This is a genomic window from Sphingomonas sp. AOB5, from assembly GCF_029433115.1.
GTDB lineage: Bacteria > Pseudomonadota > Alphaproteobacteria > Sphingomonadales > Sphingomonadaceae > Sphingomonas.
The window spans coordinates 12,967-29,758 of sequence record NZ_JARNTV010000025.1 but is presented as its reverse complement, the minus strand read 5'-3'; the positions used below and the strand labels follow the sequence as shown (position 1 = coordinate 29,758).

21 protein-coding genes are annotated in these 16,792 nt (G+C 63.5%); 12 read left to right on the top strand and 9 right to left on the bottom strand.

The window, feature by feature from the left end; all coding sequences use genetic code 11:
* Nucleotides 1-15: 15 nt before the first annotated feature.
* The 4 genes from rplT to hisN form a co-directional block, all read right to left on the bottom strand.
* Nucleotides 16-381, bottom strand: a complete 366-nt coding sequence (gene rplT, locus P1X14_RS12430) for a 50S ribosomal protein L20 (protein ID WP_277315689.1) — start codon at nt 379-381, stop codon at nt 16-18.
* A gap of 15 nt (nt 382-396) precedes the next feature.
* Nucleotides 397-600 carry a 50S ribosomal protein L35 gene (gene rpmI, locus P1X14_RS12425; RefSeq protein WP_044334398.1) on the bottom strand — a complete coding sequence of 68 codons (204 nt, stop codon included), beginning with the start codon at nt 598-600 and terminating at the stop codon, nt 397-399.
* An 89-nt stretch (nt 601-689) separates the two neighbouring features.
* Nucleotides 690-1,094, bottom strand: coding sequence for a DUF2809 domain-containing protein (locus tag P1X14_RS12420; RefSeq protein WP_277315688.1), 405 nt, complete (start codon nt 1,092-1,094; stop codon nt 690-692).
* A complete protein-coding gene (hisN, locus tag P1X14_RS12415) occupies nt 1,079-1,861 on the bottom strand; it encodes a histidinol-phosphatase (RefSeq protein WP_277315687.1) in 783 nt (260 codons plus the stop codon). The genes P1X14_RS12420 and hisN overlap by 16 nt, the downstream gene beginning before the upstream one ends.
* 87 nt (nt 1,862-1,948) lie before the next feature.
* On the opposite strand from hisN, the gene P1X14_RS12410 reads away from it, so the two are divergent.
* The 7 genes from P1X14_RS12410 to P1X14_RS12380 all read left to right on the top strand — a co-directional run bounded on the left by P1X14_RS12410 (nt 1,949) and on the right by P1X14_RS12380 (nt 9,858).
* A complete protein-coding gene (locus P1X14_RS12410; protein ID WP_277315686.1) occupies nt 1,949-3,019 on the top strand; it encodes a phospholipase A in 1,071 nt (356 codons plus the stop codon).
* Between the two features lie 116 nt (nt 3,020-3,135).
* Nucleotides 3,136-3,684: a redoxin domain-containing protein gene (locus P1X14_RS12405; protein WP_277315685.1), complete on the top strand. Its 549-nt coding sequence runs from the start codon at nt 3,136-3,138 to the stop codon at nt 3,682-3,684.
* A gap of 133 nt (nt 3,685-3,817) precedes the next feature.
* Nucleotides 3,818-4,846 (top strand): sensor domain-containing diguanylate cyclase, encoded by a 1,029-nt coding sequence (locus P1X14_RS12400; protein ID WP_277315684.1) that lies wholly within the window; start codon nt 3,818-3,820, stop codon nt 4,844-4,846.
* Between the two features lie 540 nt (nt 4,847-5,386).
* Nucleotides 5,387-6,238, top strand: coding sequence for an SDR family oxidoreductase (locus P1X14_RS12395; protein WP_277315683.1), 852 nt, complete (start codon nt 5,387-5,389; stop codon nt 6,236-6,238).
* A 168-nt stretch (nt 6,239-6,406) separates the two neighbouring features.
* Nucleotides 6,407-7,762: a site-specific integrase gene (locus P1X14_RS12390; protein ID WP_277315682.1), complete on the top strand. Its 1,356-nt coding sequence runs from the start codon at nt 6,407-6,409 to the stop codon at nt 7,760-7,762.
* Nucleotides 7,763-8,139: 377 nt separating this feature from the next.
* Nucleotides 8,140-8,361, top strand: a complete 222-nt coding sequence (locus P1X14_RS12385) for a hypothetical protein (RefSeq protein WP_277315681.1) — start codon at nt 8,140-8,142, stop codon at nt 8,359-8,361.
* Between the two features lie 528 nt (nt 8,362-8,889).
* The gene (locus P1X14_RS12380) at nt 8,890-9,858 is read left to right on the top strand and encodes a hypothetical protein (protein ID WP_277315680.1); all 969 of its coding nucleotides are present in this window, start codon (nt 8,890-8,892) and stop codon (nt 9,856-9,858) included.
* Here P1X14_RS12380 and P1X14_RS12375 read toward each other — a convergent pair.
* Both P1X14_RS12375 and P1X14_RS12370 read right to left on the bottom strand, forming a co-directional pair.
* Nucleotides 9,855-10,358 carry a hypothetical protein gene (locus P1X14_RS12375; RefSeq protein WP_277315679.1) on the bottom strand — a complete coding sequence of 168 codons (504 nt, stop codon included), beginning with the start codon at nt 10,356-10,358 and terminating at the stop codon, nt 9,855-9,857. The genes P1X14_RS12380 and P1X14_RS12375 overlap by 4 nt on opposite strands.
* Before the next feature lie 332 nt (nt 10,359-10,690).
* A complete protein-coding gene (locus P1X14_RS12370) occupies nt 10,691-10,990 on the bottom strand; it encodes a hypothetical protein (RefSeq protein ID WP_277315678.1) in 300 nt (99 codons plus the stop codon).
* Nucleotides 10,991-11,167: 177 nt separating this feature from the next.
* On the opposite strand from P1X14_RS12370, the gene P1X14_RS12365 reads away from it, so the two are divergent.
* From P1X14_RS12365 to P1X14_RS12355, 3 genes are all read left to right on the top strand, one after another.
* Nucleotides 11,168-11,887 (top strand): Crp/Fnr family transcriptional regulator, encoded by a 720-nt coding sequence (locus P1X14_RS12365; RefSeq protein ID WP_277315677.1) that lies wholly within the window; start codon nt 11,168-11,170, stop codon nt 11,885-11,887.
* A 129-nt stretch (nt 11,888-12,016) separates the two neighbouring features.
* Nucleotides 12,017-12,187, top strand: coding sequence for a hypothetical protein (locus tag P1X14_RS12360; RefSeq protein ID WP_277315676.1), 171 nt, complete (start codon nt 12,017-12,019; stop codon nt 12,185-12,187).
* 62 nt (nt 12,188-12,249) lie between these two features.
* Entirely contained in the window at nt 12,250-12,447 is a 198-nt protein-coding gene (locus P1X14_RS12355; protein ID WP_277315675.1) for a hypothetical protein, read from the top strand.
* 60 nt (nt 12,448-12,507) lie between these two features.
* On the opposite strand, the gene P1X14_RS12350 is transcribed toward P1X14_RS12355, so the two are convergent.
* Nucleotides 12,508-13,014 carry a hemerythrin domain-containing protein gene (locus tag P1X14_RS12350; RefSeq protein ID WP_277315674.1) on the bottom strand — a complete coding sequence of 169 codons (507 nt, stop codon included), beginning with the start codon at nt 13,012-13,014 and terminating at the stop codon, nt 12,508-12,510.
* Nucleotides 13,015-13,235: 221 nt separating this feature from the next.
* Between P1X14_RS12350 and gntA the strand changes: the two genes are divergently transcribed.
* Nucleotides 13,236-13,940, top strand: coding sequence for a guanitoxin biosynthesis heme-dependent pre-guanitoxin N-hydroxylase GntA (gene gntA, locus P1X14_RS12345; protein ID WP_277315673.1), 705 nt, complete (start codon nt 13,236-13,238; stop codon nt 13,938-13,940).
* The gene (locus tag P1X14_RS12340; protein ID WP_277315672.1) at nt 13,937-14,545 is read left to right on the top strand and encodes an urea carboxylase-associated family protein; all 609 of its coding nucleotides are present in this window, start codon (nt 13,937-13,939) and stop codon (nt 14,543-14,545) included. Before gntA ends, P1X14_RS12340 begins: the two co-directional genes overlap by 4 nt.
* Nucleotides 14,546-15,234: 689 nt before the next feature.
* On the opposite strand, the gene P1X14_RS12335 is transcribed toward P1X14_RS12340, so the two are convergent.
* Together P1X14_RS12335 and mobQ are read right to left on the bottom strand one after the other, a co-directional pair.
* The gene (locus P1X14_RS12335; RefSeq protein WP_277315671.1) at nt 15,235-15,747 is read right to left on the bottom strand and encodes a hypothetical protein; all 513 of its coding nucleotides are present in this window, start codon (nt 15,745-15,747) and stop codon (nt 15,235-15,237) included.
* Between the two features lies 1 nt (nt 15,748).
* Complete coding sequence (gene mobQ, locus P1X14_RS12330; protein WP_277315707.1) at nt 15,749-16,705, bottom strand: MobQ family relaxase; 957 nt, start codon at nt 16,703-16,705, stop codon at nt 15,749-15,751.
* Between the last annotated feature and the right edge of the window lie 87 nt (nt 16,706-16,792).

Here is a 16,792-nt window from a genome sequence, read left to right as displayed (position 1 = left end):
GCGCTACAGGCCGCCTCAGGCGGCCTGGGGCAGAGCCGCCTTCGCCTGAGCGATGATGGCGGTAAACGCCTCGCTTTCGTTCATGGCGATGTCGGCAAGGACCTTCCGGTCCAGCTCGATGCCGGCCAGCTTCAGGCCATGCATGAACTGCGAATAGGTCAGGCCTTCGGCGCGAACGCCGGCGTTGATGCGCTGGATCCACAGACCACGGAAGGTCCGCTTCTTAACCTTGCGGTCGCGATACGCGTACTGGCCGGCCTTTTCGACGGCCTGCCGCGCGATGCGGATCGTGTTCTTGCGACGGCCGCGATAGCCCTTCGCCTGTTCGAGGATGTTCTTGTGCTTTGCGCGGGTGGTAACACCCCGTTTGACGCGTGCCATGTGTCCTGGCCCTCCTTACTTCAGGCCGTACGGCGCCCACTGGCGCACGTGGGCAACATCGGCATCGGCGAGCACAGAGGTGCCGCGATTCTGGCGGATATACTTCGCGTTGTGCGAAATCAGGCGGTGGCGCTTGCCGGCGACTCCATGCTTCACCTTGCCAGTGGCGGTGAACTTGAAGCGCTTCTTCACGCCGCTCTTCGTCTTGAGCTTGGGCATTTTGGTCTCCTTATAATCTCGAACAGACAGATTGCCGCGGCAGCCCTTGATGGCCGGGCAATCCCAGATGTTCGAGGAAAGCGGGGCGCTTAGCGGAAGCGCTGGTGCAATGCAACCTGAGTCGGGCGCAGTCTCTCGACGGTGATCACCGCCAGCGCACCAAGGGCATAGGCAAGGAAGTCCTGCCATTCGAACGCGCCGCCCAGCACCACGCTGGCGATTCGATTACCGCGCAGGCCCAGCAGATCGAGCAGGCCGATCAATTGCCCCAGCTCGACCAGCACTGCAATGCCCAGCGCAACCGCCACCGCGGGACCCACACCCAGCCGGGTCACCGCGCGCAGCCCGCAATAGACCAGGGCCTCCGCCAGCACGTCGCCGCCATAGGGCCGCACCCATGCGTCACGCACGAACAGGGCGATGCAGACCTCGACCGCGAACAGCAGCAACGTCGCGAGCGCATAGCCCGGGCGGAAGGTCAGTGCCCGCGGCATTCCAGCGCTTCGAGGATATCGTCGATTCGTGCCGGATCGCCGGCCGCCACCACTTCGCCGATGCTGCCAGCGTGCAGCGGATCGCCCGCCCAGTCGCACATCCGCCCGCCCGCGCCCTCGACCACCGGCACCAGAGCCGCGAAGTCGTGCAGCTTCAGCCCGTCCTCGACCACGATATCGAGCCAGCCGCTCGCCACCGCGCCATAATTATAGCAGTCGCCGCCCAGCACGGTGCTGCGCACCTGCGCGTCTAGATGCTCGAAGGCGTGGAGCTGTCCGTCGCCGAACAAAGCAGGCGAGGTGGTGGCGAGCAGCGCGTCGCCCAGTTCCCGGCAGCGGCGCGTGCTGGCGGGTGCGCCGTTGAAGGTGGTGCCCATGCCGACCACGCCCAGCCAGCGTTCCTTCAGGATCGGCTGGTCGATGATGCCCAGCACCGGCCAGCCATCCTCGATCAGCGCGATCAGCGTGCCGAAGATCGGGCGCCCGGCGATGAAGGCGCGCGTCCCGTCGATCGGATCGAGCACCCATTGCCGCCCGCTGGTCCCCTCGCGCACGCCATATTCCTCGCCCTGGATGCCATCCATCGGCCGTTCTGCGATGATCAGGCGGCGCATCGCGTCTTCGGCCTCGCGGTCGGCGAGCGTGACCGGGGACTGGTCGCCCTTGGTCTCCAGCCCATATTCGGCGCGGAAACGCGGGCGGATCGCGGCGCCCGCGGCGTCGGCGAGGCGCTGGGCAAGGGCGATATCGGTCTCGGATACGGGCATGGTCCGCACCTAGCGGGGTGGTGCCGGGTCCGCCAGCACCCAGTTTTTACTCGCAAACGTCACAATGCCCTGCCAATCCGGCCCGACATGCGCCTGAAGCTCGCTCTCCTCGCACTAGGATTCGTCGTCGCGACCCCCGCGGCGGCGCAATTGCGTGCGGTGCCCGAGCAGGTCGCCGACGAGCGCGAGGCGCTGAACGGGGTCGAGGTGTTCCTCGTCAACGAAGGGACCGAGCCGGTCGACGCCGAGGGTCCACGCGAGATCGAGCTGACCGCGACCGACGGCACCCGCCTCGTCCTGCAGCGCATGCCCGCGCCGAAGCGCAGTGTCGCGCCCGGCGGCTTCGTCAAGGCGCGCTATGTGCCGGTCGGCCTGGCCGGGGTCGCGATCCCGCCCAATCAGGCGCATCCGCCCGCCAGCATGCCGGGCCCGGGCGAGACCGTCGCCAGCAGCTCGACCGGATCCTCCTCGGCGTTCCTCGACCGGTTCGAGCCGCACGAGCCGATCTATGGCGTGGCGGGCCTCAACGATTCGGGCGCCAAGCTGCAGGTCAGCTTCGCCTTCCGCCCCTTTGCGGCGGATGCGCCGCTCAAGCTCGGCAATCTGCGCTTCGCCTATACCCAGACGATGTTCTGGGCGCTGGACGAGCCGTCGGGCCCGTTCCGCTCGACCGTCTACAGCCCCGAAGTCTATGCCGATATCCCGATGGGCGAGCACACCGTGTTCTCGCTCGGCTATCGCCACGACAGCAACGGGCGCGGCCTGCCCGGTTCGATCGACGTCAACCGGCTGTTCGTCCGTGCGCAGGGCACGATCGATCTGGGCAATGAGTGGCGGCTCGATATCGCGCCGATGGGCTGGCTTTATGTCGGCCGCGAAGGCGGGCCGAACAATCTGCGCGGGACCTGGGGGCACAGTGCGATCACCGCGGCGATCCAGCAGGAGAACGGCCTGAAGGTCTCCGCCACCGCGCGCGGCAGCTTCGAGACCGGGCGTTATTCGGGCGAGATGTCCGTCTCCTATCCGATCGGGCGGCTCACCGGGGGTGGCCTCGGCATCTATCTCTTCGGCCAGGGCTTTACCGGCTGGGGCGAGACGCTCGACGATATCGATGTGCGCGACACCCACTTCCGCATCGGCATCTCGCTGACGCGTTAGGTTGTTGGATGCGCCTATCGGCGCATGCGGTGCCAGCCCGCTCTGGTTTCGAACAACTCTTAGACTTCGCCGTCCGGCGCGCGTAAAACTCGGACAAACCCTCGGGAGAGACTCTGATGCGCCCCTATGCCTTCGCCGCGATCGCCCTGACCCTTTCCATTCCGGCTTCGGCTGCGCTGGCGCCCGGGGCGACCGCGCCGGTCTTCACCGCCAATGGCGCGATGGCGGGCAAGCCGTTCCAGGTGAAGCTGGCCGACGCCCTGAAAAAGGGGCCGGTGGTGCTCTATTTCTTCCCCGCGGCATTCACCGGCGGCTGCAACATCGAGGCACAGGCCTTCGCCAAGGCGATCCCCGATTTCAAGGCGGCCGGCGCTACGGTGATCGGCATGACCGGCGGCAATGTCGATCAGCTCTCCAAATTCTCGGCCGAGCATTGCGCGGGCCAGTTTCCGGTGGCGGTGGCCGATGCGAAGATCGTGAAGGATTATGACGTGGCGCTGCCCAATGCCTCGGGCCGCACCGCAGGCTGGACCACCCGCACCAGCTACGTCATCGCACCGAACGGCAAGGTCGTGTTCGCGCATAACGATATGAATCCAAACGATCATATCCGCCTGACGCTGGAGGAAGTGCGCAAGCTTCGCGCGAAGCGGATGCGCCGCTGACCGTGGACGAATCTGCCCTTTCCTGAAGGTAAATTCGCCGCTCACCGGATATTAGCAGTTGGCCCTTAACCCTGTTGGCCGACATTGAAACGGCGCCTGATCGCGCCGCTGATATCTGAGGGTGTGTGGGGCTATGGCCGCTGTGAGGGCCGTTCGGACTGCAGGTGAGGGCGATACGCCCCGGCGGCTGTTCGACCGAATCGGAAATTTCCTGTTCGACCAGCGGCTCGAAGTCGATCCGGCCAATTTCGCGTTCGCCTATCATCTGCTCAGCGATCCGGACGGGGCGCTTGCCCGCGCCGTAGAGTCGCTCACCGATGGCGGCGTGCGGCTGACCAAGCGCGACATCGAGACCTTGGGCTGCGACATCAAGCCCGTGTCGGGCGCCGCGGCCGCCAAGGAAAAGGCCGACGGCCTCGTCGCCAAGACCCAGATGCAGGTCGAAGGGTTCGAGGACATGGTCCACGCCATGCGCGCCGAGACCGAAGGCTTTGGCCGGGATCTGGCCGCCAGCGCGGAAGCGATCACCCGTTCGGCCGGCGACAATGCGATGGCGCTGGGCGAAGTCGCGCGGCTCACCGCCGAAATGCTCGAGCGCATCCGCACCGCCGAAAGCCGGCTGGAAAGTGCGACTCGCGAAGCCAGCGACCTGCGCACCAAGCTGGAGGAGGCGCGCGACAATGCCCGCCGCGATCCGCTGACCGATCTGCCGAATCGCCGCGCGTTCGAGGAAGCCTTTGCCGCCCAGTCGAACGCGGGCCAGCCGGTCTGCCTGGCGGTGTGCGACGTCGATCACTTCAAGTCGGTCAACGACCGGTTCGGCCATGCCGTGGGCGACCGCGTGCTGAAAGCCATCGCCGAGGCGCTGACCAAGTCCTGCGGCGCGCATCTGGTCGCCCGCTATGGCGGCGAGGAATTCGCGGTGCTGTTCACCGGCGTCGACGTCAACGAAGCGCGCGCCACGCTCGACGCGGCCCGCGCCAGCGTCTCGACCCGCAACTACCGGCTGCGTGAAAGCGATGCGCCGCTGGGCGAGATCACCTTCTCGGCCGGGATTTCGGCATCGCCGGGCGGCGAAATGTGCTCGTCGGTGTTCCAGCGCGCCGATCGCCTGCTTTATGCGGCGAAGGAATCGGGCCGAAATCGAGTTTTGGTGGGATAATTCACCGCATAGTGGTGAATTTCACAACGTGATTTCCATTAAATTCCCAACCCTGTATTTGTCCGTAGGGACGGGTTGTGGTTTTTCAATGACTTAGAAAATTGGCACGCTCCCTGCAATCCAGTCTGGCATCGGCAGCCGGATGGTCCGGCAAGCCGAATAACAGACCAGGGAGTTACCAATGACCGTCACCAACACCGCTCAGCAGACCGTTGCCGTTCTGGGTTCGCTGCTGCTCACCGCCGTCCTCGTGATCGCTTCCACCCCGCTGCTGCCGATCGCCTGATCCGCAGCACCGAAACAAGGAGACAGATCATGGTTCGTCAGATCGCCTTCGGCGTCATGTCCTTCGCGATGACCGCGTTCGTCATCGTCATCACCAGCGCGCACGGTTCGAGCCTCGTCGCTTGAACCGTCGCCCTGGGGCGAGAGTAAGTCGCCCCCAACAAGCAAGCGCGGCAACAAGCCGCCTCTGACAAGATGCGGAACCCATCGGGTTCCGCGGCGGTTACCGAACCAAGCCTTTTCAGGAGCTTGGCAATGGTCGACACCGCCGAAATGATCCACGAGGACGCGCTGCCGGGAGAGGAGCGCACCCTGGACCCCAAACCCGAATATGAGCCGCGCTACCCCGGTTCCGGCCGCCTCAAGGGCAAGGTCGCTTTGGTGACCGGTGCCGACAGCGGCATCGGCCGTGCCGTCGCTGCGCTCTATGCCCGCGAAGGCGCGGACATCGGCATCCTCTATCTGCTCGAGGACGCGGATGCCGAGGAGACCCGGCGCATCGTCGAAGCCGAGGGCCGCCGCGCGCTGCTGATCAAGGCCGATGTGGGCTCGAAGAAGATGTGCGATCGCGCAATCGAACAGTTGCTGTCCGAATTCGGACAGATCGACATCCTCGTGAACAATGCCGGCGAGCAGCATCCCGACAAGGATATCACTGACATCACCGAGGAGCAGCTGGTCCGCACCTTCCAGACCAACATCTTCGGCATGTTCTACCTGACCCAGGCCGCGCGGCCGCACCTGAAGACGGGGGCGGCGATCATCAACTGCACCTCGATCACCGCCTATGCCGGATCGAAGGAGCTGCTCGACTATAGCTCGACCAAGGGCGCCATCGTCGCCTTCACCCGCAGCCTCTCGGAAAATCTGGTGGGCGAGGGTATCCGCGTCAACGCAGTCGCCCCCGGCCCGATCTGGACCCCGCTCAACCCCTGCGGCGGCGCGTCGCCCGAGAAGCTGGAAACCTTCGGCGAAAACACCCCGATGGGCCGTCCCGGTCAGCCCAACGAAGTCGCGCCGAGCTTCCTGTTCCTGGCGTGCGAAGACGCCAGCTACATGAGCGGGCAGGTGTTGCACCCGAATGGCGGGACGGTTGTGAACGGATGATCCCAACCACCGTCACCCCGGCCTTGTGCCGGGGTCCAGGTATTATCTTAAATAGCTAGAAATAAACAAGAAATTTGTATATAATTGCCTACACAGAGACTGCGCAGATACGGCAAATCAAGCACTTACGCCGTCGATCTGCACAGAACCTGCACAGTGTGAGGCGATATGGCATCCCCCGACGGCAAAAAGGCATTCATTACCGATAAGGAAGAGTTGAAGCCGGGGCTCATCATTTTCCGTCGAACCGACGTGCAGCATCGTAACTGGTACTGCCGCGTCAAGCTTCCCAAGGCGGATCGCTACAAGACTGTGTCGCTCAAGACATCGGACGTGAACGTTGCTCGCGACAAGGCATTCGATCACGACGCCGATGTACGGTTTCGTCTCAAGCATGACGTGCCGGTATTCAACCGGCCATTCAGTCAGGTCGCAGACGAGTACATCGTGAAGCAGGAGCAGCGCGAGCGGGGCGGCGAGATAACGGCGGAACGGCTGCGCAAGGTCAAGTCCGTCATCAGCAACCATCTCAACAACTATGTCGGAACGACGCAGGTTCACCTGATCGGTCAGGATCGATGGGACGGCTATCCGTCGTGGCGGCGTGCCAACGCTACCAAGAGCCTGCGGGACTACGTGAGCGATGCGACGATCAGCTTCGAGATGGCGATTTTCGGCGGCATCATGAATTTCGCCGCTGACAAGCGTTACATCGGAGATGCGCAACGCTTCCGCAGTCGCCCGGCATTGAAGAAGATGCGGCGCGATGAGTTCACGCCCGAGGAATACAAGAAGCTCCACGAGTACGCGCGCGATGAGTGGATCGGTGCGCCGCAGGAGAATGGCAGCGCGGCGAAGCTATCGAGCATCTGGTATCGCACCGTCGCCTACAATTTCATTCTCATCATGTGCAACACGGGCATGCGGCCCACGGAGGCGAAGAACCTTCGTTGGCGCGACATCACGCCCGCGAAGGATCGCGACGGCCGCGAGATCGTCGTGCTGTTCGTTCAGGGCAAAGGCAAGTCGCGCAAGCTAGTGGCACCGGCGAGCGTCAGCAAATACCTTGATCGTATCCGCAAGCTTTCAAAGGCGACCAAGCCGGACGATCCGGTGTTCACCACCATCACCGGTAAGCTCAATAAGTCGCTCTACGATGAAACCATCACCCACCTTCTCAAGAAGGTCGGGCTGCTGGAAGGGTCCTCCGGGACGCCCCGCTCCATTTATTGTTTCCGCCATACCTATGCGACGTTCCGCCTCAGCGAAGGCGTCGATGTGTATTTTCTGGCCGAGCAGATGGGCACGTCGGTCAAGATGATCGAGGAGCATTATGGGCACGTGAACACGATCAAGCACGCGGATCGTGTGTTGCAAGGCATCGGCGGATGGAATCCGGTAGAGCCGGAGGATGAAGCGGCTGAAGCCAAAGCCTCCAAAGCCGCCGCTACGCGCGACAAGGCGGCGCAGCCTGCGCCACCTCGCCGCGGTCGTGCGAAAGGTAAGCGCCCAAGCCAGCGCTGACCCCGATCCCGCGCCCGGCCCGGGCTTCCCGGCGGGATCAAAAGCCGTTTGCTGATGCGCCGCTGGCGCTCCCCGATCAGCGAACGGCCAAGCAGGCATCGGAATGAGGCGCGCCCGGCTTGTAGCGCCCCTATGCCTGCGCCCTTCTGCTTCGTCTGTTCCTGCTCCGGTCCACCACCGGCCATCCCACTGCTTCTTATGGGCATGCATGGGGCGGGCCCGCCTCGGGTAAACCCGGCTCGCTTCCGCGCTGCGCTTGTGCAGCTGCGCCCCCTTCGGGCGCTGGCGCGGGGTGTGACCCGTGGCTCGATGGCCCGCCCCCGTTGCTCCCCATGAAGCCGCCGGATGGCCGGTGGCGAACACCGAAGGAGCAGAACATGGCTAAGCAGATCAATTTTCCCGGCACCAAGCCGACCCACCGCCTCTACCGCGTCGAAGGCGACGGCAAGAACGCCCGCTGGATTGAAATCGGGGCCGCTTGGCGACACGGCGACGAGATGGGCTTTTCGCTCCACTGCGGCGCGATGCCCCTGCATGGCCGCATCGTGATGCGCGCCATCACCGAGCGTGCCGCACGCCCGGCCCGCGAGGCCGCTTGAACCTCGCGCGCGGTGCGGCAGCCGCCGCACCGCGCCGGCGCCGTCAGCGCCGCCTCACTCGGAGCAAATCGCAAATTGCGCTGGTCAAGCTTGCGATCGCGTGGATGAGCAGGATGATCTCGGTGGTCGTCATGGGTTCCTCCCTGTTCTGCCTCGCACGGGATGCGCGATGGACGAGGAAGCACCGGCCAACCGAACAAGCCCGCCCGGCCAGGCCGCAGGATGCGCCGCGCTAGCGGGACGAAGCTGCACGTAGGAAGCGAGTAGCCTTGCCGGGCGGGCGCGGTTGGCCACAACGCCCGAGACCCTGAGCGCATGCCGGGAGAGGCTGGAGGGACCCGTGACCACCACCGAACCCGCCGGACACAACCGTTAGAAGAAAATTAACCATATCTTAGCAATTATGAAGGTATCCTGCAGGAAGGTTCACGCGCCGCACCAGGCAGGTACTCCATCGTCGCCCACATCGCAGTTTCTGAGACGGATCAGCCGCCTGCGGCTGATCCGCTGGCTAGCCAGCGCACCGAGTTGCTCGGCCAGCTCGTCGCCGCGCAATTTTCGCTGGAAGCCGTGATCGCCGAACTCGCGTCCGGCGGCGCGAGCGCGGCACTTGCCGATAGCCAGGCGCAGCTTATGGCGCTCAGCGCGTTGCAACGGCAGGTAGGCACAGCCCAGCCGATGGCACTTGCTGCGCTTTGGGCGGAAGTGTCGGCGGTCGTCGCCCAAACCAACGCCATTGCGCAGGAAGGCCGTTTGGCGGCCGCGCGCGCCGAGACCGAACGCGCCGAGGGTGCATCGCTCACCACGCTGGCCGCCGCTGCCCGCACGCAGGTTGCCGCCACGATGCAGGGCATGGCCGACTTCGATGGCGAGCTGGAATTTTCCTCGCCCGACGACGAGGAAGCCTATCGCAAACGCGAGGCCGAGCGCCGCGCCTATATCGAAGCCGAACTGGCGAAGGGCACACCGCAAGGCGACCTCAACGCGTCCGCTGGCGCCCTCGGCCAGATGGCGGATGCCAAGGCCCACGGCGCGGGCGACAGCCCCGAGTTCCGCCAGCGCTGGAACGAGCTGGTCACCACCACCGAGCGCCTGCGCGCCGAAGTGGTCCGCAACGGCGGCTCGACCACCGAGTTCGACGATCGCCTGCGCGCGGATCTGCGCCGCATCCTCAAGGCTAAAGGCCTCACGGATGCGCAGATCGACGCGCAGTTCGCTGCCCACCCCGATCCGCTTGAGGCGGCGAAGGCGTTCGTGGCGGGCGACGACGTGTCCACGCTCGGGCGCGCGGTCGAGGGAACGGCAAAGCGTCTCGTCACGCACTCGCCGGAGATCGTCGCTGATAGCGGCGCTTCTCCGGCAATCAGTGAGGAGGATGCCCTGGCAGAGTTTCGCGCGGCGGGCATCACGACCGCTGAACAGACGCCGGACGCGGAGTTCGCGCATGGCATTGCCGAGGCGCACGCCAAGCCTGCCAGCCGCAGCGTTTCGGTTTAAGGTACGCGGACCCGCTCGCCTTGCGCGGCGCGCACGCCGAATGCGTAGCCCGTTGCCCGGCAAAGCCCGATTTGCTCGCGTTGCGCGAGGCAGCGCTCCGCGACGGTGCGAAGCGCTGCAAAGCTCGGCATGCCAGCAGGGACCGGCCCGCCTTTGGCGTAGCCCACGACAAACCCGCTATCGAGCGCCACCGCCGGAGTAGGAGTGTCGCTTCGAGTGTCCCGGATGGGTTGCAGACGGCCCGCCAAACCCAGCCGGATCAGCACCGTAACGCAATGATCCGCCGCATCGGGCAAACTGTTTGCGCCGCCCTGGCGCAATCTGGGGAGCGCCTGCGCGCCACGCCCGCTGGCGCAGGCCGCACGATCCTCCGTAGCAGCGGATAGCGGCACGGTCGTCAGCAGATCGTCCAAGAACGCCTGCTTCTGAGCTTGGTAATCCTGCGCGAACGCGGCGGCTTGTCCAACGAACAACGCCGCGACCATGAGCAGCATTTTCATCAGCGCCGGCCACGATAGACGTACCGCCGTAATATTAATTCCGAAGCGACACGTCCCGCAGTGCGAGCCGCAGCGATCAGAATTATGCGTTCGAACTCCGCGCGACTTATATGATCGTGATGCTGATCGACCGCGACATCATGCGTGCCGTGATTGGTTTCCACACTGTAGAGATGAGACATAGCATTTGCCCTCGCTCAGCCGGGATCGACGAAGGCTAAAATGCCTCAGTGCAACAAAATGGGCAATTTTGTCGCAGTAGTGTTTATTTAAATTCAGATACTTAGAACGATGAACCGCACGCCAGTTCGTACCCAAGGTCTACATTGTGATCACGGCGCACCCGAATCCCGCGCGAGATCGATTTCGAGGCTGGCGCGAATTCCGCCGAGGATTACGAGCGTCTCCTCGATGTTTGTGGGCGCAACGCTCATGTCTGCCCTGATCTCTTCCTCTACCTCGATCGCCGCGCTTACGATCTCGACGGCGTCGCTGACGCTGATAACGGAACGTTCGATCAATCCGTGAATGAGGCTCTCCACCAATAGCATTGCAGCCTGCCCGCGCGCATCGGTTGTCGAAGGCGACTCAGGAAGCTCGACGCCATGTTCGGTTGGGGTCGGATCGACCATTGATGCAACTCCGGACCAGGCGAGAGCAGCATTCGTCTCTCAGCCGCCGGAGCCTGAATCGCGGGCCGACGATGGCAAGGTTTTACAGTAGGCACATCAAAAGAACATCATTCACATCAACTTCCGACTATAACTTTGGACAATGTCAAAACGAGCGGGCTCGTGGGAAGGTGGCGGATGGCAAACCGCTTCATCGAAAAACTCAAGCGGCTTGCGACGCTTAGCGACGATGATGTGGATGCGCTTGCGGTCGCCACCGCCACGCCGAAAACGGTCGCCGCGAGGCGGGATCTCATCCGCGAGGGTGACCGGCCCGGACCCGTGTTCGTGATCCTCGAAGGGTGGGCTTGCCGCTACAAGATCCTGCCAAATGGCACCCGACAAGTCTTGGCGTTCATGATGCCGGGAGACTGCTGCGATCTCCATATCGGTCTACTGGCCGAAATGGATCACAGCATCCAGACCGTCACCTCCGCGCTGGTTGCGACGATCGACCGGGTCGAGATGGATGCGATACTCGATCAACGCCGCGCGGTCGCCAAGGCGATGTACATGTCCCAGCTGATCGACGAGGGGACAATGCGCGCTTGGATCACCAGCATGGGGCGGCGGGCCAGCATCGAGCGCGTAGCGCATCTGATGTGTGAGCTCTATTTGCGGGCGCGTAACATCGGCCTCACGTCCGAGCCGCAATTCGCCTTGCCGCTATCGCAACTGCTGCTCGCCGACGCGCTGGGAATGACCCCTGTGCATCTCAATAGGGTGCTCAAAAATCTTCGCCTCAGCGGCGCAATGACTCTACAGCGCGGCAGCCTGCTTATCATCGATCCGGGCAAGCTCGTGCAGATCGCAGGGTTTGACGAGAATTATCTCCACCGGCGGCTACGCGCAGCCTAGTCCAGCGCGGGCGCCTCCGTCCGTAGCAGTAGGAAGACGAACCTTGGGAGAATCTTCAAAACACTGACCTAGGTTGCACAACTTGCAGAGTTGCGGGCCTAGAATTTCCCTTCGAGGAAGGGGCGTCGAATGAATATGCTTGCAGACCAAGCCTATTATGCCAGACGTGCGGCCAAGGCCCGCACGCTCGCGACGGCTGCGGCTGATCCCGGCGTGAAGAAAATCCACCTGCAGATGGCTGCGCGCTATGATGATTTGGCTGGCCAGAGCGCGCTGCACTTGGTGTCCCAAACCGTATAGCGCCGTCGTCGACCCAGACTTAGTTGGAGCCGGTGAATGCTGCGGCAATCAGGAGCAAGGACATGCCTGACGCTGTAGATTCGGTGTACTATGCGAAGCGTGCCGCCGCTGAATGGCAGGCTGCCGAGGATGCGAGAGACCCTGCATCGTCAGTGATTCACGCGAAGTTGGCACGCGAATACGAGGCGCGCGCCGCCGCCGCGATCACAGATGAGCAAATTCATCGAGCGACAGAGGCATCGGCGGCGCGCCACGATTAGAGGATGCTGCTGCCCGCGCTCTGCGACAAGCGCGGGCGGTATATTTATCGGTGTAATCCGTCAGGCGGGCTGCAGATTGACCGCCGTCGGCTTGGCTGGCGGCAGGCCGCCGGCGTCCTCCTGCGCCATCAACTCTTCCTTGCGGGCAAGCATGGCGTCGCGCATCGAGACCAGATCGACATCGGTCGCGCGGGCCTGCGCGAACATGCCTTCGGAGGGCATTTCCTCCTCGTGGACGTGGTGCTTGATCTCCTCGGAGAGCACCGTGACCTTGGCATCGTAGAAGCCGTCGCCGGGGTCGCCAGCCTCGATGTCGTTGATCAGCACCTTCGCGCCGTCATGCTCGACATAGGCTTCGTCGAGCAGATCGTCGTCGATCTTGCCGCGCAGGCCGGGATAGAAGATTTCCTCTTCGATGAGGGTGTGGACCTTGAGCTCGACACAGATCTGGTGGGCGATGCCCTTCTTTGTCGAAGCGCCCGCCTTCTCGAACTTCTCGAACAATGCTTCCACCTTCCGGTGGTCCGCCTTCAGCAGCGCGATTGCGTCCGTATATTCCTCGGCCATGTCGTCCTCCTCATGTCACGCTGCATAGACATGTGGCGCAAGCCGAGGTTCCAGACGCGAATCATTCTCAGACCTGAAATAGCTAGCATTTCTATGAATTTAGGAGGGAGCATGACGAGCAAGCCCGCGAGCTGCCGATCAGCGACAAATTTGTGGGCGCGCGGCCTTTTGTTCCGTAATTCGCGCCGGAACGACCAGCTATCACGACGCGTTCGACCGCCATGTTTCTGAAAACCAGCGCGCTTTTCCCATGGCAACCTCCGGCCCAGGAAGACTTAACCCGCCTTCTCTATGAGCATGTCGCCGAAGCGGCATTTCCATGCGTGGGGGCAAAGGCCGCGTTGGCGCGAGGGGCGCTCGAAGTCCTCGCGGCCCGCGACCTCACGAGCGCATGGGACGATGTCCGTATTCACGACCGGCTTCTAAATTTCGCCGACGAGTATCGCCGCGAACCTGCGCTGTTTCGCAGTCTCGCGGTCGTCTTCGAAGGCCCCGAAGTCCTGTCCGAAGGCCAGTTCGAGCGGCACCTCTGGACCCGCGTCCAGTCGCTGTCGGACAAGGATGTCTGGCGCGGCCAAGAATATGACGGCACCGTCAGCAACGATCCGACCAATCCGCATTTCTCGCTCTCGTACGGCGGTGAAGCCTTTTTCGTCGTCGGATTGCATCCCAACGCGAGCCGACCGGCGCGACGCTTTCCGCACCCCGTCATGGTCTTCAATCTTCACGCGCAGTTCGAGACGCTCCGCGCGCAAGGCAAATATGACGGGATGCGAGAAAAGATCATGGTGCGCGACGAGGCCCTCGCGGGCTCGCGCAACCCCATGCTCGCGCCGCACGGTACGTCCAGCGAAGCGCGCCAATATTCCGGGCGTGTCGTCGGGCCAGAATGGCAATGCCCGTTCCAGTATAAGGGTGGCAGATGAGTGAGGCGGAGATCATTCCCGCGCGCAGCGGCACCGCCTTCCGGCTAGCGAAGGGAGATGTGCTGATTGTCATCGATCCGCAAGGCGAACAAGTCGCCGATCTTCTCGCCTTCGATGCCGAAGATATTGACGAGGTCATTTCCTCCGGCCGCACGCTGGACTATGCAGAGACGATCTATCTCACGACCGGTCACAAGCTTTATTCCAATCGCTCCAGAGTGATGCTGGAGATCGTCGAAGACACGGTCGGACGGCACGACTTCCTGCTGACGCCGTGTTCAGTCGACACGTTCCTTCACTTCTATCCCGAGCTTCCCGTGCATCGCGGCTGCTTCGGCAACTTGGCGGCTGCGCTTGAGCGGTTCGGCGTGACGCCCGATCGTATCCCGACCGCATTCAATTGCTTCATGAACGTTCCGGTGGATGGGGAGACGGGCAAGCTGAAGGTCTTGCCGCCGATCAGCAAGGCAGGCGACCATATCGCGCTACGCGCCGAGCGCGACCTGATCATAGGATTGACCGCTTGCTCCGCACCCGATTCAAATGGCGGGACGTTCAAGCCAATCCATTATCGTATCGAACCTGCGGCGGAAGCACTTACCTGAGCCGCCGTTCTCCTCAGTCCCAAACCCATCACTGCACCGCTCCTGATCGAAAATTTATCCCTGCAACCCTATTGCCCATTTTGTTGCATAGGGGCCGACCGTGGAATTCACGCCACACCAAAACTGGCAAATCTTCGATGGCGCTGGACGGCGCAAGTATCTCAATGCCGCCGAGCGCGCCCGCTTGCTCGCAGCTGCGTTGCGCGCAAACCCGGCCGTTCGGTCACTCTGCATGGTCCTCGTGCACACTGGATGCCGGATTAGCGAAGCTCTGGCGCTGACGCCGGATCAGCATGACCTGCAAACGGGCACACTGACCATCAAGACCCTGAAACGTCGTCGAACGGTGTTTCGCGTCGTACCGATACCCCGAGAGCTGTCGGACCTGCTGATATGCCAGGCACACGCTCCGAGTGCCCCATTCTGGCCGATCCATCGCGTGACCGCTTGGCGGCAGATCAAAAGACTATTGGAGGAAAGCGACATTCGCGGGCCAATGGCTTGTTGCCGTGGCCTTCGCCACGGCTTCGGCATTCACGCGTTGGCAAGCAACGTGTCTATGAACCTAATTCAGCGCTGGATGGGCCACGCCACGCCGCGCACAACCGCCATCTACCTCGATGCGGTGGGTGCCGAGGAGCGCGGCTTTGCGGAACGCATGTGGAGAAGCGAGGGGAAAGTTGCGTCGGTCATGTGCCTCCCGGCGCAGCGACCGGTTCACCATCTGGCGTGCCCAACCGCCGAATGGTTGCGATACACGCGCCCGCAGGGCGCTCGGGCCAGACCGTGCGGTTGTATTCATGCAATGCGAGCACGAGTCCTTGCTGCAACGGTCTCAACAGTTCATCGAGGCCATCACCCTCCACCATAAATATCCGTGAACCGAAATCCAGCGACAGCATCCCGTCACCGACATACTCGATTGCTTGGAGGCTTGCGTAGGGCATCGCCCAGCCTTGCCAGAAACCGGAGCGGGGATCGTAGCGCCGGAGGTCGAGCATCATCGTAGAGCGCGAACGCCCGCGTTGCAGTAGCCAGGGCTTGTAGGTGGCAAGATCGTCGGCGTCCGCCTCGTCCTCTACCGGCGGCTCCGCCTGCTGTACGGCGGGTTTCGGTCCGGTTCCGCGCGGGCCTTCAAACATCGCCCGCCAGTTGCCCATGCTGCGCGGATCGGGTTCCCACGGTTTGTTATGGCTGCTCATATCAGCGCTCCCATTCCGGCGTTGGGGAACCGGGCGACGCGGGTTCCGGTCCATCGCGCGCAGGGGCCAGCGCGTCCGCCTGACGTTCGATCCAGTCGAAGTAGCGTCGCGCCGTGCGCATCGTCTCGGCCACCGAGACCTGGCCTTGCCCGAGCTTGGCCAGCGCGGCCTTGGCCCGTTCTTCGACGGCGCGGTAATGCCGCGCCACCTGGAACTGCCCGAAGCGCTCGCGCATGATCCCGTGCAGTTCCTTCAAATGGATCGCGAGGCCGAGATACGGCTCGGGCAGCCGCGAAAGACCGCGCTCGAGATACGAGCGCCGGTCGATCCGCTGGTCCGATCCGGCGCGTGCGAGCGCGTCGTTGGCGGTATGCTCCCACGCCTCGCGGATGCGGCCATAGAATGCGGCACTGTTCCAGCTCTGCGCGTTGGATTCGACCATGACCGGCCTGCCGTCCGGGTGGGTGCGGCCCGTCGGGTCCGGCACCCAGTCATGGCGCGATTTCTGCCCGAAGCCTTCTTCGGTCAGCTCGCGCATCGTCAGAAGGACATGGGCGTGCGGCTGGTCCTTGCCATCCGCTGCCTTGGGGCAATGAATCGCGAGGTCGGCGATCATGCCCCGATCGACAAACTCCCGTTTGACGAACGCACGCGCGAGCGAGATCCGGGTTGCCGGATCGAGCTCGCGCGGCAGCATGATACGGATCTCGCGCGCGACCTGGGCGTCCTTCCGACGCTCGCGCGCATCGACCATGTTCCACAGCGATTCCCGGCTGAGCTTGCGCGCCCAGCCAGGGGCATTGTCCGGCACGAGGATTTCCTTGTGCACCACGCCGCCTTTGCGGGTGTAATCATGGGTGATGTCCTGCCGCGCATCGTGCAGGCGCTCCGCCGCCCGATAGGCCGCCGCCGCCACCGGGCTTTGCCCGGCCGAGCGGCGTATCTGTTTCACGTTCATGCTAAACTGTGCCACTGCCCCCTCCGTGGTGGTTGCCGTGGCGTGCCAAGAATATTGTCCCCGGCCTCTGCGGGCCGGGTGAGGTCC